The organism is Bacillus oleivorans, assembly GCF_900207585.1.
GTDB lineage: Bacteria > Bacillota > Bacilli > Bacillales > JC228 > Bacillus_BF > Bacillus_BF oleivorans.
The window spans coordinates 218,826-233,815 of sequence record NZ_OAOP01000003.1 but is presented as its reverse complement, the minus strand read 5'-3'; the positions used below and the strand labels follow the sequence as shown (position 1 = coordinate 233,815).

At 36.2% G+C, this 14,990-nt stretch carries 16 protein-coding genes; 4 read left to right on the top strand and 12 right to left on the bottom strand.

Features of this window, described 5'->3' with window-relative positions; genetic code table 11:
* Nucleotides 1-4: 4 nt before the first annotated feature.
* Nucleotides 5-913, top strand: coding sequence for a LysR family transcriptional regulator (locus CRO56_RS08415; protein ID WP_097158165.1), 909 nt, complete (start codon nucleotides 5-7; stop codon nucleotides 911-913).
* A 221-nt stretch (nucleotides 914-1,134) separates the two neighbouring features.
* Here the strand turns inward: CRO56_RS08415 and CRO56_RS08410 are convergent, their stop codons facing one another.
* Entirely contained in the window at nucleotides 1,135-1,716 is a 582-nt protein-coding gene (locus tag CRO56_RS08410; protein ID WP_245855713.1) for a TetR/AcrR family transcriptional regulator, read from the bottom strand.
* A gap of 203 nt (nucleotides 1,717-1,919) precedes the next feature.
* On the opposite strand from CRO56_RS08410, the gene CRO56_RS08405 reads away from it, so the two are divergent.
* Nucleotides 1,920-2,630 carry an SDR family oxidoreductase gene (locus CRO56_RS08405; RefSeq protein WP_097158164.1) on the top strand — a complete coding sequence of 237 codons (711 nt, stop codon included), beginning with the start codon at nucleotides 1,920-1,922 and terminating at the stop codon, nucleotides 2,628-2,630.
* Between the two features lie 198 nt (nucleotides 2,631-2,828).
* On the opposite strand, the gene CRO56_RS08400 is transcribed toward CRO56_RS08405, so the two are convergent.
* The 4 genes from CRO56_RS08400 to CRO56_RS08385 all read right to left on the bottom strand — a co-directional run bounded on the left by CRO56_RS08400 (nucleotide 2,829) and on the right by CRO56_RS08385 (nucleotide 4,994).
* Nucleotides 2,829-3,377 (bottom strand): histidine phosphatase family protein, encoded by a 549-nt coding sequence (locus tag CRO56_RS08400; RefSeq protein WP_097158163.1) that lies wholly within the window; start codon nucleotides 3,375-3,377, stop codon nucleotides 2,829-2,831.
* 219 nt (nucleotides 3,378-3,596) lie between these two features.
* Complete coding sequence (locus tag CRO56_RS08395) at nucleotides 3,597-3,947, bottom strand: VOC family protein (RefSeq protein ID WP_097158162.1); 351 nt, start codon at nucleotides 3,945-3,947, stop codon at nucleotides 3,597-3,599.
* 137 nt (nucleotides 3,948-4,084) lie between these two features.
* Entirely contained in the window at nucleotides 4,085-4,363 is a 279-nt protein-coding gene (locus tag CRO56_RS08390; RefSeq protein WP_097158161.1) for a hypothetical protein, read from the bottom strand.
* 64 nt (nucleotides 4,364-4,427) lie between these two features.
* A complete protein-coding gene (locus CRO56_RS08385; RefSeq protein ID WP_097158160.1) occupies nucleotides 4,428-4,994 on the bottom strand; it encodes a hypothetical protein in 567 nt (188 codons plus the stop codon).
* Nucleotides 4,995-5,417: 423 nt separating this feature from the next.
* Here CRO56_RS08385 and CRO56_RS08380 point away from each other — a divergent pair, with 423 nt between their 5' ends.
* Nucleotides 5,418-6,662: an MFS transporter gene (locus CRO56_RS08380; protein ID WP_097158159.1), complete on the top strand. Its 1,245-nt coding sequence runs from the start codon at nucleotides 5,418-5,420 to the stop codon at nucleotides 6,660-6,662.
* 504 nt (nucleotides 6,663-7,166) lie between these two features.
* Here the strand turns inward: CRO56_RS08380 and CRO56_RS08375 are convergent.
* Entirely contained in the window at nucleotides 7,167-7,376 is a 210-nt protein-coding gene (locus CRO56_RS08375) for a hypothetical protein (RefSeq protein ID WP_245855712.1), read from the bottom strand.
* A 353-nt stretch (nucleotides 7,377-7,729) separates the two neighbouring features.
* On the opposite strand from CRO56_RS08375, the gene CRO56_RS08370 reads away from it, so the two are divergent.
* Nucleotides 7,730-8,626: an RCC1 domain-containing protein gene (locus CRO56_RS08370; protein WP_097158157.1), complete on the top strand. Its 897-nt coding sequence runs from the start codon at nucleotides 7,730-7,732 to the stop codon at nucleotides 8,624-8,626.
* Nucleotides 8,627-9,023: 397 nt separating this feature from the next.
* Here the strand turns inward: CRO56_RS08370 and CRO56_RS08365 are convergent, their stop codons facing one another.
* The 6 genes from CRO56_RS08365 to CRO56_RS08340 all read right to left on the bottom strand — a co-directional run bounded on the left by CRO56_RS08365 (nucleotide 9,024) and on the right by CRO56_RS08340 (nucleotide 14,892).
* Nucleotides 9,024-10,502: an Lsa family ABC-F type ribosomal protection protein gene (locus CRO56_RS08365; protein WP_097158156.1), complete on the bottom strand. Its 1,479-nt coding sequence runs from the start codon at nucleotides 10,500-10,502 to the stop codon at nucleotides 9,024-9,026.
* Nucleotides 10,503-11,180: 678 nt separating this feature from the next.
* Nucleotides 11,181-11,336 (bottom strand): hypothetical protein, encoded by a 156-nt coding sequence (locus CRO56_RS22835; protein ID WP_179714216.1) that lies wholly within the window; start codon nucleotides 11,334-11,336, stop codon nucleotides 11,181-11,183.
* Nucleotides 11,337-11,682: 346 nt separating this feature from the next.
* On the bottom strand, nucleotides 11,683-11,940 hold the full coding sequence (locus tag CRO56_RS08360) for a hypothetical protein (protein ID WP_097158155.1): 258 nt from the start codon (nucleotides 11,938-11,940) through the stop codon (nucleotides 11,683-11,685).
* A gap of 455 nt (nucleotides 11,941-12,395) precedes the next feature.
* The gene (locus CRO56_RS08350; protein WP_097158154.1) at nucleotides 12,396-12,737 is read right to left on the bottom strand and encodes a hypothetical protein; all 342 of its coding nucleotides are present in this window, start codon (nucleotides 12,735-12,737) and stop codon (nucleotides 12,396-12,398) included.
* Between the two features lie 274 nt (nucleotides 12,738-13,011).
* Complete coding sequence (locus CRO56_RS08345; protein ID WP_097158153.1) at nucleotides 13,012-14,205, bottom strand: amidohydrolase; 1,194 nt, start codon at nucleotides 14,203-14,205, stop codon at nucleotides 13,012-13,014.
* A 48-nt stretch (nucleotides 14,206-14,253) separates the two neighbouring features.
* The gene (locus tag CRO56_RS08340) at nucleotides 14,254-14,892 is read right to left on the bottom strand and encodes a trimeric intracellular cation channel family protein (RefSeq protein ID WP_097158399.1); all 639 of its coding nucleotides are present in this window, start codon (nucleotides 14,890-14,892) and stop codon (nucleotides 14,254-14,256) included.
* Between the last annotated feature and the right edge of the window lie 98 nt (nucleotides 14,893-14,990).

Genomic DNA, 14,990 nt, shown 5'->3' with positions numbered 1-14,990 from the left:
TATGATGGAATTGCGCCAACTGAATACGTTCCGTATGGTTGCATCAACATTAAATTTCAGTCGGGCTGCAGAAGTGCTGAACTACGTCCCTTCCAACGTCACGATGCAAATAAAAGCATTGGAGGAAGAGCTTGGTGTTCGACTCTTTGATCGCTTGGGCAAGCAACTCGTTCTCACAACTGCGGGTAAACGCTTTTTAACTCATATCCAAAGCGCTCTAGACAAATTGGACGAAGCCCGCAGTGTCGTTCATGACAATGAAAATCTAAGCGGCACCCTAACGATAAGTGCCAACGAGGTTCTTTGCGCATATCGGCTTCCAGTTGTCTTTCAGTTATTTCGTTCGCGCAATCCGGGAGTTCGTCTGATCTTCCGCTCTGTACCAAATCAGCAACTTAAGCAAACACTCTTTGATGGAACAGCAGATATCGTCTTTATGCTAGACGAACCCATTCTTTCAACGGGGCTTACAGTGGAACCGTTATTGGAAGAAACTTTCCGCTTTTTCGTCGCTCCAGACCATCGTCTAGCGAAACTAACTGCACTACAGCAGGAAGATTTTCACGGAGAAGTGTTCCTGGTGAATGAAAAGGGTTGTACCTATCGAACCATGTTTGACCGGTCATTTGAGAAAAAGGGCATTGATGATATTACTTATTTAGAGTTTCAAAATGCCGAAGCCATTAAACAATGTGCAATTACGGGAATCGGTATTGCCTTTCTTCCTGAAATAACAGTGGAAGCCGAAGTTGAACGGGGTGAACTTGTTGCTCTTCCATGGCAAATTCCCGACTTGCACGTTTATACACATATGGCATGGCATAAAGACAAGTGGCTTTCACCAATCATATTATCTTTCATAGAAGCAGTAAGGGAGGTTATAGCTATAGAGGAGGAGAATATAACCGTTTAGCCTATTCAGAGATAGATTTTTTTTTAACTTCTGTTGGTTATCTAATGGGTACTTTCTATCTGGAAATATAGTACTTAGATACAGTAGTAAGGCATCTTGGTGTGATAACTAAGATGCCTTACTTATGCTCCTCTATAAACATTAACTCTTCTTCAACAATCCTGCTCCTTTAGTTAAATAAAATCATTCAGAAGCTACATCTCTATTAAATATTAAATATATTAGGAGTTTATGTTATTCCTTTCAAACAATGACCAGACTTGATCTGCCATATATTCAGCTGTATGTGGCATTTGGTTTAAAATCCACCATTCTAAAGTCCCTACAAAAGCAGTTGCTGTAAACTGTATAATTAATTCCTTGTCCATCCCTTGATTAATACCCTGCATATTAATCTTTTCTTGAATACTAGAAGTTAGAGTTTTTTGAATACGTTCCCTGAATAATGAAGTTTTTTGACTAGAAAGCATCGAAGAAAAGAATAGAAAATTCTTCTGGATATATATAAATAAAGATTTCAGTGCCTCTATTGCCTCATTCTTTTCAACTTTTTCTTGTGTAAACTTAGTTAATGTGCAAGAAGAAATCATTTCGTCCAAGTGAACATTTATACACCTATTTAGTAGGTCATATTTGTCCGTATAGTGAAGATAAATGGTTCCTCGATTTACATTTGCTCGTTCAGAAATATCATTTATAGTGATCCGATCAAATTCCTTCTCAGAAAAAACTTCAAGAAATGCTCTGTTTATGGCATCTTTTGTTCTTAAAATTCGTCTATCTGTTTTATTTCCAATAGTCATATTCAATTTACCTCCGTTTTTAATGAACACAATTCATACGTTTGTTGTTTATCAAACAAAAGCGGTATTATTAGCGATTGTAATAACTTTTCTTCTCTCTATAATAATAATCAACGGCCGCATTTTAAACAACACAGTGTTGAATAAAATATATTTTGAATATAGGAAATAACCATTGAAATTACTTAAAGGAGTGATAACATTTGGAAAACTTGAAATCTAAGGTGATCATAATAACAGGAGCATCTAGTGGAATTGGAGAAGCAACCGCTAAGTTTTTAGCCCAAAACGGTGCTAAAGTAGTATTGGCTGCTAGAAGAAAAGAACGTCTCAATATCATCGTGAACGAAATAAATAAGGAAGGTGGCGAGGCTGTTTATATGCAAGCAAATGTGACTTCAGTGGAAGACATGCAAAAACTCGCCCAGTACACTGTGGAACAGTATGGTCGAATTGATGTCCTTATTAATAGTGCTGGAATCATGCCGAATTCTCTTCTAAATGAACTTAAAATACATGATTGGAATCAAATGATTGATGTGAACATTAAAGGTGTGCTGTATAGTATAGCATCGGTTTTGCCAGTGATGAGAAACCAGCAATCCGGACATATAATCAACATATCTTCTCTTATGGGACACAAAGTAATTCCAAGTACAACTGTATACAGCGCCACAAAATCTGCCGTACGCGCTATTACGGAAGGTCTACGTCAAGAGGAATCTCCAACCTCTCAGATCCGTTCAACGAGCATCTCACCTGGAATGACAGCAACAGCCGTACTTGATGAATATCAAGATTATCCTAGCATTTCTCCTTACAGTGTGGCTCGAGCTATTGCATTTGCAATTAATGAACCCGATGATGCTGGAGTTAATGAGATTATCATTCGGCCTACGTTACAATCAATCTGAGCAAACGATATTACTACAACGACTGCCCTTGCATGTTACCATGAAGGGCTATTTTTAATTGAATTTAATTACAACTCCATTTGCTCTTTTCTTTAATTAAACTGCCCGATAGTAAAATAACTTCAAAAAAAGCTTTAGTCCTTCTTGAATCAAATCTTACCGTTAGTCATCAACTCGCACTCTTTGATTTTTATATTTTTAAACTTCATCCCATATTCGTTCAAAATTCACTTCATTGTTAATACAGTTTATTTGAAAAACGTCAGGATTACTAAGGTTTTTCCAACACTCAAAATCAAAGTCATTATTATAGTTCTTTAAAAGTAAAGATATTATATTTCCGTGACTGACGATTAATGTGTTTCCAGTCCCACTTTTAATGACTTCTTTTACAACATTTACGATTCGATTCATCGCTTCTTTACTTGACTCTCCTCCTTCAAATTTTAAATCCATATCTTTAAATGTCGCTTTTAGTTTTTCATACCAGTCAGGTAAGTCCGTTGTGCTTAGTGTACGTTCTGACAGGCGTTCATCAATCTCTATTTTTATATTTGTTTTCTCACTTAACGGTTCTACTGATTGAATAGCACGCAAAAATGGACTTGATATTATTCGATCTATTTTTGTATTACTGAAGAAATCTACTAAATATTTCGCTTGTTTCAACCCTTCTTCTGTTAGTTGGGATTCCGAAGGTTGTCCCTGTGCTTCACAATGTCTGACAACATAAATCTTCTTAAGCATATTAATCTCCTCGCATTTTTGATAGTAAATAGTAATTTATATATATGTCTGTATTTTCCTTGTTTAACCTGCCCCTTTAGTACAGTTACTTCAGCAAAAAAGAGCGTTAATCCTTCTTGAATTAAACGCTCCCATTAATTGATGATGAAAAATGACGCTTATTCAACAATCTCGCCTGATTGCGTTAGTTCTTAAAATGTGTCTATAAATAGATTCCATTTATTGATGAGTTAAAATATTGACGAGTTTCCCGAATGGGTCCCTGACGTAAAAACGCCGAACCCCCCATGGTTCCTTAGTTGGCCCATACTCAATTGGTACTCCAGCTTCTTTTATGCGAGTGAGTACATCGTCGAGATCATCAACTTCAATTGACAAATCAGGTACTGGTGTTCCGGATCCACCCTCTGAAAGGAAACTGATTTGAGTAGCCATTTTCTCGTTTGAACCGTAGGTTGCAATAAATCCAAGATCCATTAATTGATCAAGTCCTAGTATTTCCTCATAGAAGTGCTTTGCTTTGGAAATGTCCTGCGTCTCAATATTGGCAACAATTCGCTTGACCTTCATTTTTACACCTCCAAGATATTTTAAAGTTTAATTTTTTCGTTACTCCACAATATTGCCTGATTGTTGAACACACGTTTTAAACAACACTCTTCAACTCCCCTTTAGTACAGTAAGAAATTGTTACTTACAAAAATCTCCTAATATGACTTCCCCCATTCTATGAACTTTTCCCAAATGTCTACAGCAAAAACCGCTTCTTTATCTAGATGGTAGCGTTCACCAAGCATTTTCCAATCTGAAAAATTAAAAACTTTAGGATACTTGCCTATAGTTGTAAGTTCAATAAGTAACCCTTCAAATGCCATTTCATATTCACGATGGTTAAAAAAATGCTCTATTTCTTTAACACCTTCATTGCCAATGATTTCTTTTGAAGATATTATAAACCTTTCTAATTGTTCTTCTGGGCTTTCCATATAGAATTTTCTCTCCTATTTATTAAGTGTTTCTTCAACAAACCTGCTCCGTTAGCTTAATAAACTATTTTTTATTGTAACTTAAAGTGTTAAGACCGCTTATTACAAAAGTCCATTGTTCCCCATTCATAAGTTCATCTGGTTCAATGAAATAGTAAATTTGCCCTTCAAAAGTATTTTCAAGTACTGAAGTATTACCTGAAGCCCCTGAACCAAAATCCCCAGGTTCTCCTGATTCATTAAACGCTTCTCTTTTTACAGTACCCATCCAAGTGTTGTTAGCAGCATTTATTCTAAACGGGATAAGCATTTTTCCAGTATCGTTAAATTGATTGTTAAAACCAAAAATAATCATAATGTCGTTTGTTCTTTCTTTTACTTCCTTAAAATAAAATTCCGTATCATATATTTTTGTTTTAAATGATTCATTAACTCCATTCAATATTTCGTTTGTAGCTAAAGTGAATTGAATTTTGTCTTGATAAGGTTCTAATTTATAGTTATATTCCTCCAATATTAAGTTGGCAACAGTGGTACTATCTTTTTCAGGTGGTGTACAACCAATTGATATTAGAACGACAATAAATAGCGTTATGACATTTTTTAAGATGACATTCTTTTGTTTTCTCACTAAATAATCACTCCATCAAAAATTCTTCTCTAATTTAACTCCTCTGCTTCATTATCTCAAAACCTTTAAAATAATTTTAACATAATATTCCAGTTGGAATTATAATTTTCTGAAATCATTGGCAAATAAAAAAGATCGGCATAAATGACGATCTTTATAGCATGCACTCTTATTCAACAAACCTGCCTCGTTAGTACAATAACTTCAACAAATTAATACCTTTTAGCCAAATATCCGTCTCCACAATCAAAGTGGTAGGAAAACATAAAAAACATAAATATATTCAGATAATCGAAATTATATATAATTGTAGTACATGCAACATTTGAAGAGAATGAACTTGATGAATTTTGTTGAAATTGCAATAATTAACTCTTCTTTTGATTTGATTAATTTTATGCCAACAAAAGGGTGGTAGGTAGAATGAAGGGTTTATTTAATAATAGAAAATTTATCTTATTATGGTTAGCCCAAGCAGCATCTGGATTAGGTAGTACATTTTCAACTTTTGCTCTCTCGTGGCTTGTTTATAAAATGACAGGCTCAAAAGTGGCAATGGGTAGTGTTTGGGTAGCATTTATGCTTCCAAATATTATTATTCAAATGTTTGCGGGGCCTTATTTAGATCGATGGGAACGAAAAAAAGTCATGATTTTTTCTGAATGGTTTAGAGCTTCTGCTTTTCTAATTCCAATTATTTTATACCCAATGGGTCAATTAGAAACTTGGCATTTATATCTCGTTTCGGTAGCAACTGGTATTGCTCAACCACTCTTTGCACCTTCAAGTATGGCCTATGTCGCTGATATTCTGCCTAAAGATAAATTAATGAAAGGCAATTCCATTCTCGAAGGAACAGGACAGATAATGATGCTATTAGGGCCATCTCTAGGTGGCCTGTTAATAACCGCCTTTGGAGTTGAGTATGTTTTGTTGTTCCTATTAATTTCACTGGGGTTATCTGGTCTTTTACTTATGTTGAACCCAAGCTCTAAGAATAGCACAATCGTGAAAAGGGAAAGTTGGTTTGTTCAATTTAGAGAGGGTTTGCAATTTTACCGTGTTTACCCAGTCTTGTTTTGGGTCGGTATAATGATGATGTTCATTAACACTAGTTACGGCGCTGCACAACCCATGTTTTTACCTTATGTTTTGGATGATTTAGGAGGAACTGCCTTTCAATACGGTTTATTTACTTCTGCTTTTTCTTTCGGTATGTTTGCGGGCTCATTACTAACTGGTATTCAAGAGCAACCTAAAAACAGAAAACGAGTGATGCTAAGGTCATTATTTTTAAATGGATTACTCTTTTTGGGATTGGCTTGGACTCCATTTTACTGGGTAGCTCTAATTCTTTCTTTCGGTCAAGGTCTATTTGCCATTATTTTTAATATAAATAACACAACTCTATACCAACAAAGAGTACCTGATCATTTACGTGGCAGGGTTTTCTCAGTTAGAATTTTATTAGCGCAGGCAGGGATTCCCATCGGTGCAGCTTTAGGGAGTTTTATTGCTGAAACCTTTTCCATTTCTATCTTATTATTAGTATTAGGTTGTCTCATCTGCCTTACAACCATCATTTGCTTTTTAAATCCTATGTTCAATAACCTTAACGATAATAATGTAGCAAAATGGGATGTTTCTGAAGTAGAAAAAAGCCTATAGAATGAAAATAATAAACCATTCTCTCAGTTAGTAGGGTTTATTATTCATAGATAGATGTAGTCTTGTTGAACTATATTGTTCCGTTAGTGCTATAAGAAAAAAGAGCTGCGATTAGCACGTTACCCCTACACCCGACTACATAGCATGCCAAAGAACGTAAGCAATTGTCGCTAATCTAATTGCAATCACTACTAGACTTCCAACTTTTATATATTCTAATATTTGTTTATCCAATCTTTATTCCCCTTTCTTTATTAAGCACTTCTGCCCCCGCTAGTTTTTCCCCATAGAACATAAATTCACTCTTTCTTCTTACCTATTTGGACAGCAATGTATAAGAGTAAACCAAAGATACCATATATGTATATATAACTCTCTGTAATTACAGGAATATTAAACCCGGAAAAGTCCCATATAATCCCGACTAATATACTTATCAAAACATATTGAAATAATTTCATTTTAGTCCCCCATTCATTTTTCTTGTTAAACTAACCTGCCCCTTTAGTTCAATATCCAAAATCCAACCACAAAAATAATTACTGTAAAAATTATACCGAACAATATTTGTAATAACATTTGTTTAAACTTCTTATCATCATTCTGAGCTTCTTGACTATCTTTAAAAAAAGACAATAATCCTGATGTAAAAATAGCATCCCAAAATTTCCAAATTTCTTTATCTTTATTTTCGTTCTCATTTTTAATCTCCAAAATTTTCCCCTCCCCCTTTTTAACTTTATCAAATTCAGCCATATAACATAATGAAAGGGCTCTTCGTAAAACCGTGTGGAAGTAGCCTTTTCGAACAATGTTTGATTTGTTGATTGAAAATCGTAAAAGTGTGTTGAATCATCACTCCTTTACTGGTACGTTAGGAAAGGAGATGATTCGAAATGGTGCAAAAGATTGTAACAAGAGCCTCATTACAGGCACGTTGTGAGTATAAGAAGGCTGGCGATGAAGCAACATGCCCGGAATGTGAGAAATTGGTTCTCTTCCACAGCACAGATACAAAGGCTGGTATGTTCACAATAAAGTAGGTCTTGTTTTCAAGGAGGTAAAACATGGATTACATTTTACCGAAAGAAGCTGCGTTAAAGGTGAAACGGTGGCCTAAAGATACCATAGCGGCGGGTTATCGTCATACCGTCGGGCTTAAATCGGACGGCACGGTGACAGCTGTGGGTGATAATAAATATGGCCAATGTGATGTAAGCGGCTGGCACGATATTGTGGCGGTTGCGACTGGTAATGTTCATATGGCGACGAACACGGGTAATGCTCATACAATCGGTCTTAAATCCGACAGTACTGTGGTGGCTGTGGGTTGGAATAAGCACGACCAATGCGATGTAAGCGGCTGGCGCGATATTGTAGCGGTTGCGGCGGGTTGGCGTCGTACCATTGGGCTTAAATCGGATGGAACGGTGGTGGCTGTGGGTCGAAATAATGAAGGCCAATGCAATGTAAGCGGCTGGCATGATATTGTGGCGGTCGCGGCGGGTGATTGGCATACCATCGGTCTTAAATTGGACGGCACGGTAACGGCTGTGGGTAATAACCGGTATCGCCAATGCAATGTAAGCGGCTGGCGTTACATAGTGGCGGTCGCGGCGGGCTATCTTCATACCATCGGTCTTAAATCGGACGGTACGGTGACGGCTGTGGGTTTGAATAAACATGACCAATGCGATGTAAGCGGCTGGCGCGGAATGGTGGCGATAGCGGCTGGTAGTAATCATACCATCGGCCTTAAATCGGACGGCACGGTGGCGGCTGTGGGTTTGAATAAGCATGGCCAATGCAATGTAAGTGGCTGGCGCGATATTGTGGCGGTTGCGGCGGGTTGCGCTCATACTCTCGGCCTAAAATCGGACGGCACGGTGGTTGCTGTGGGTGATAATGAATATGGCCAATGCGATGTAAGCGGCTGGCGCGGCATCCAACTGCCCGGCAATTAGTTTTCAATATGAATAGGATGAATCGTTCAGCCCCCTTGTGACACGTCGAGATCACGATTACTCAAAAAAGACCCCGCCCGGGAGGCGGGGATCTTGGTCACTTCTGGGTCGCCTGGCAGCAACAATTCCGTTTCTTGGTATTTGCCTGAGCACGGAGTTTCAGCACTACTTCACAATCTACTAACAAAACAGCAAGTGATAATCTTTCTGGATTATCTTTATTGTATTGCGCAGAATATTATTTGGAGGTGGTTGTATTAACCTAACCTTATTAGTTAACCTGCCTCGTTAGTAGAATATCTTCAAAAAAACGTTAATCCTTCTTGAATTAACCACCCATTAGTTGAAGTAAATCCAGAAGTTACAGTGATTACCTTCTATACCCTAGCCATTTTTGTTAGATTTTTATTGTTTTTGTAGCAATTGTCTTTTGGAAAGTATGATCATGTTCTACAAAAACCATAGTAGGATTAAAGGTTTGGATAAGCTCTTCAATTTGCATACGAGAGTAAATATCAATAAAATTTAATGGTTCATCCCAAATATACAGGTGAGCTTTTTCACATAAACTCTTAGCGATAAGTAACTTTTTCTTCTGTCCACCTGAATAATAGGATATATCTTTTTCAAACTGTATTCGATCAAAATCCATTTTTCTTAAAATCGACTTAAATAACGTTTCATCAATCTGATATTCCTCGATAAAATCAGTTAGCATCCCCTTTAAATGAGAGGTATCTTGTTGAACATAAGAAATTATGAGATTAGAACCTGTATTTAGCGTACCTGTATGCTGAATTGGATTGCCTAAGATTAATTTTAAAATACTACTTTTCCCACTTCCGTTCTTTCCATCAAGTACAATTCTATCTCCTTGTTCAACATTAAAACTTATTGGTTTGTTAACAATTTGACCATCATATATTACAGACACATCTGATAATTGAATGAGCACCTTAGATTTAAATTCCAATGGTTCTAAACGTAAGGATTCCGTTTTTTCAACGTTTTTTAAAAGCTTCGATTTTTCTTCAATCGCTTTTTGCTGTCGATCCTCAAGATTTTTAGAGCGTTTCATCATTTTTGCAGCTTTATGCCCTACAAAACCTTTATCCAATTTAGAACCTGAATTCGTTGTTCCATTTTTAGTAGCTTCGACTAGATCAGACCAACCTGCTGAACGTTTTGAAGATTGTTTTAACCTTCCAATATCCTTTTGCAAACGTTCATTTGTTGCTTCTTCATGTTCCTGTTGGCGGTCAAAATTTAATTTCCAAGAAGAATAATTTCCACTTTGAACTTCTATATTTGCTCTATTTATAGACAAGATATGATCAACGCAACCATCTAAAAAGTTACGGTCATGAGAAATTAATATAAATCCTTTTTTCTTCCTCAAATAATTAGAGACCATCTTACGTGCTTCAGTGTCTAAATGGTTAGTTGGTTCATCAATTAATAAAAATTGCCCTTCGTTTAAAAATAGAGCGGCAAGTAGTACTTTTGTTTGTTCACCGTTTGATAAGGTTTCAAATGGGCGGTACATTGCTTCCGCATCGACATTTAAATAAGCTATTTCTCGAAGAAATTCCCAATCTTCTGCTTGAGGGCATATTTCTTCTAGAATTTCATGAGTATACTTACTTTTATCTTTTACTGGAAAAGGGAAATAATTAAAATCGACCGAAGATATTATTTTTCCGCTGTATTCGTATTTCCCTAATAATAAATTAAAAAAAGTTGTTTTCCCTCGTCCGTTTCTGCCTATGAAACCTAGCTTCCAATCTGTATCAATCTGAAAGCTTACATCTTCAAAAATATTATCAAAACTACTCGGATAAGAGAAAGTTAAATTTTGAACTTGTATCATTGACATATTAATTCCTCCTTTGTATATCATGCTTTCTTTTAATACAAAGTCGGTACTTCCATCTCGTTTACTTTACTCCGTATAAGTTTGATGGAGTATAACGACTTATACGGAGCAATTCATGTGTAACATCCAATTCTAAAGCCATGTTATCTCTCCTTTTCATTAGAATGCAGTTAAAGGTGTAGGAAGTATACTTTTTTATAGAAGAAAATAAAAATCCTTCCAATGAATTTGGAAGCATAATCTAATCTCATATTTAAAAGCCCCTAATGTAACAATACCATTTGGCACATTAGGTATCACTACTGACTTAAAAATGCTCAGACTAATCCTATACTATACCTTAAAGTTTGAAAATATTTATATAAAATAGGTTATGGATTAGTGAATCATTAAGGCTTTATATTTCTCTTCTCGCTTTTCATATTCAAGGATAACACGAATGTATTCCTTTTACATATCCCCCTTATATTTAGGTGATTTTTGGTATTCGTGTTCAATCTCTTCATTGGACACACTATTGTCTCCCAACTGATTTTCTATAAATCGCTGCATACGAAATTCTCGCAATACCAATTTTTTTCAACCTTCTGTTTAAAGTAATCTTCTGGTACATCAATTCTAAACTCGTCAAATAATTCTTGCATACAATCAGTGGTTTGTTCTGTATCAGGTTCCCATTCAGCTTACCCAAATAATTTTGACTTCACCAATGTTTCCCGTATAGTGTTCGATAACAACTGTTTTGGCTTGTTCTTCGGAGATAATAGCGTCAGAATTATCGCATCCACTAGCTAAGAGAAACAATATTATAAAAATTATTGTACTTTTTTTCATTTCCACACCCTCTAAGAAGTATTTAAAGCACCATTTCAAGGTGTAACTTCTTAAACAAACCTGCCCCTTTAATAAAAAACGTCTTGCCTACCATAAAGGCAAACAGATTCCGATAATAAAAGTACAAGTGCCAATATTACTAACGCTAAACAATAAATTTCTTGTTACTTAAAGATCAGTCATAGTAGCCTCTTCTAAAGACAATTACTGCTTCAACTAATTCATTAGGTGATTCTTCCATAAAATAATTAGGTGCATATAAACCGATACCAAGTTTTAATGATGTTACTCCCACAAACTTTTCCACTTTCAAATCATTGTCAAAGTTTCTTAACCAGTTCATTGCTTATATAAATGGTACACTATTTATATGTTTTTCTTGAAATATAGCTGTAGTTTGCTGAGAGAACTCAATTGCTTCACATACACCGTTTTCACCTATGTAATAGGCAAACAAACCCGATTTAACAAAGAAATCTGTATATGGACCTCGAAAATAATGGTCGTTCGCCGGTTTTTCAGGCATAAGACATCTAATTTCTTCTTTTGTCATACTTAATTTAATTGGACCAACACTCTCATATGGCTCTATAACATAATCCATTAAACACCCTCCTTATGGTCTATTGTAAGATCAAAAGTTCTATGTTTATTAGGTTATAAATATCAAATAATTTTACTGAACCTGATAATGAAATCTCGAAACCGTTCGTATTAGTTCTAGTAATAAAATTTTAACATAATATCCCAAATATAAGTTCCGAAATATCAATATTGACAAACTTAAAAAGATCGACGACCTTCTAGTACTACTTCTTATTCAACATACCTGTCCGTTAGTCAAACATGCCCTATTATTTAAGTGAATATTTTCACAAGAACCCCTAATAAAAGCAGCCTGGGCAGTATCAAGATGTCGAAATCGTTGGTTCGCTACAAGATATTGGCCACGTGCATCAAGAAAGAGGAAAGAAAAAAGCACTCATTACCATATCGCACCGAATGCTTCTCCTTCCCAACCGAACTTGTACGGATCCTGTTGTTGGAGATAAAAATATGTTATTTATTTAAGAAGATAGAACCTATTGCAATTAAAGAAATACCAATAATGGAATATACTGAAATTTTCTGCTGTAAAACTAAAATAGATAAAATTGTAATAAGAGCTGCATTTACCCCAGTTTGAATACCGCCAAGCATAACCGTATTTCCATATATCTTGCTGCCTTGAATGAAACCCCAGGCTAGTACAATGTTTCCTAAAAAAGAAAGAGGAAGAAAATATATATTAAATTTAATGCTGTCTTTTAGAGTTGGTTGAAAAAAATAGGCAGATAAAATTGGTAATAAAGAAAAAACACTAGCACCAATTATAATTGCACCAATTACAAGAATTTTCAAACGACCACCTCTTTTAATGAGAGTAATTCTTTATCCTAAATAGTATCGCATATTCTTTTTCCGTCTATTCTGTTCTGCTTTTGTAATCGGATTCCGTGAACAAGGTCATTTTATTTTTGTATTCTTATTGCACTAAATGCTTCGTTAGAAAAATAACTTCAATCAAATAAGAGCGTTCATCCGGCTAATAGAAAACACTTATCCTCTATTCCGTATTTGGTGGTAAAGCCATAAATATCCCATAATATTTGAGTCTTACAAAGCTTTGTCACTGTTACACCGATTTTCCACAATATGATAAGACAACGGCAGCCATCGCTTTTGCGCTAATGAGCAACGATTTTTCATTAATATCAAATTTCGGATTGTGATGGGGATAAAACTGACCTTTATCTGGCATTGCCCCGACATAGAAGAAACAACCCGGAATTTCTTGCAAATAAAAAGCAAAGTCTTCAGACGGCGGCTGTGGTGTGGTTTCCGCTACTTCATTCACTTCTTTTATATCCATTTGTTTTAAAACTTGACTGACGTGTTCAGTCACTGCAGGATCATTATATAGGACAGGATAATCATTTGAATATTTCAATTCCGTAGTCACTGCAAATGTTTCATCAAGTCCACTCGCTAATCTTCGAACTTCTTTTTCAACAATATCTTTTGTTTCATCGGACATGAAGCGAACGTTTCCTTCTAGTGTAACAGCGTCTTTAATTACGTTATTAACACCTCTGCCATCAAAAGAACCAATGGTTACAACAGCTGTATCAAAAGGGTTGATTCTCCGGCTTACAATGGTTTGTAGATTCATAACAAAAGAACTCCCGGCCACAATCGCATCATTGGATAAATGCGGTGAAGATCCGTGTCCGCCTTTCCCTTGAATTCGTAAGGTGAAATCGGCACGCCCTGTTTGTGTGTTGCCGGCATGGTAATAAATTTTTCCTGTTTCCATTGTCGACATCACGTGGATACCCAAGATCACATCAACATCCTCTAAGACACCTGCCTTAATTATGCCTTGTGCACCGCCAGGAGATTTTTCTTCTGCCGGCTGATGAATGATTTTAATCGTACCTTCCAGTTCGTCCTTCATTTCCGCCAAGGTCTCAGCCAGAATTAACATATAAGCTGTATGTCCATCATGTCCGCATCCGTGCATAACGCCTGGATTTTTCGAAGCAAATGGCAGCCCTGTTTCTTCTTCAATAGGAAGAGCATCAAAGTCTGCCCGTAAAGCAATCGTTTTACCAGGCTTCACTCCTTTAATTGTCACGACTACACCATTCTGGCCTCCAATATGTGTATCGATTTTGTCTATATTAACGTTTTTGTAGAATTCCTCAATATAATGAGCCGTTTCTGTTTCTTCAAAGGAAAGTTCAGGATGTGCATGCAGGTAACGTCGAATCTCAATGATGCGCGATTCTTTTTGTTCCAATTTATTCATCATTTCCATTGAAATCATAACGATTACCTCCTAAATTTTTCATAGTAATGCCATAGTAGAACAAATTTAAAAATCACCATTCATAGAAATGTCTTGATCCTTTGTTTTTCCTTTAAAATGCTTGGGCAGGCTCCATTTAAACATAACCGAACACATCCTTAATGAAACAATGATGATTAAAAGAATCATTGTTTCAAACGTGCCATGCACCCAATTAAGTCCTATAGCCAGTCCTGTTAATACACCCCACGCAGCGTAAACCTCCGAATGAAAAATCATTGGCTTTCTTCGTGCCAATATATCCCGTACTAACCCGCCGCCTACTCCGGTTAACGTTGATGCAATCAAAACGGCACTTAAAGGGGCACCGCTTTGAACGGCATAGTTCGCACCTTGAATCGAAAAGGCAGCCAATCCAATGGCATCAAAAAAAGTTCCCCACTTGTTCCAGTATCTAATGACCATATTCGGTAATAAAAAAACGACGATGATAGCAAAAAAGGCAATTTCAAATAGATGATATTGCGTCCAAATGGTATCAATAGGAATTCCAATTAATAGGTTACGGATCATCCCCCCACCAAATGCGGTAGTCAATCCTAAGACGCAAATCCCCAATAGATCATAATCCTCTTCCATGGCAATAATGGCGCCGCTTATCGCAAAAGCTATCGTTCCAATAATGTTAAGTACATCCCATGTCAAAACAACCCCTCCAATCCCAACCATATTTTTACCTAAAAAAGCAAATAAAACCTGATAAAAAACAGAATGTGATTCTTCTGGTTGTCGTTTCTTTTCTG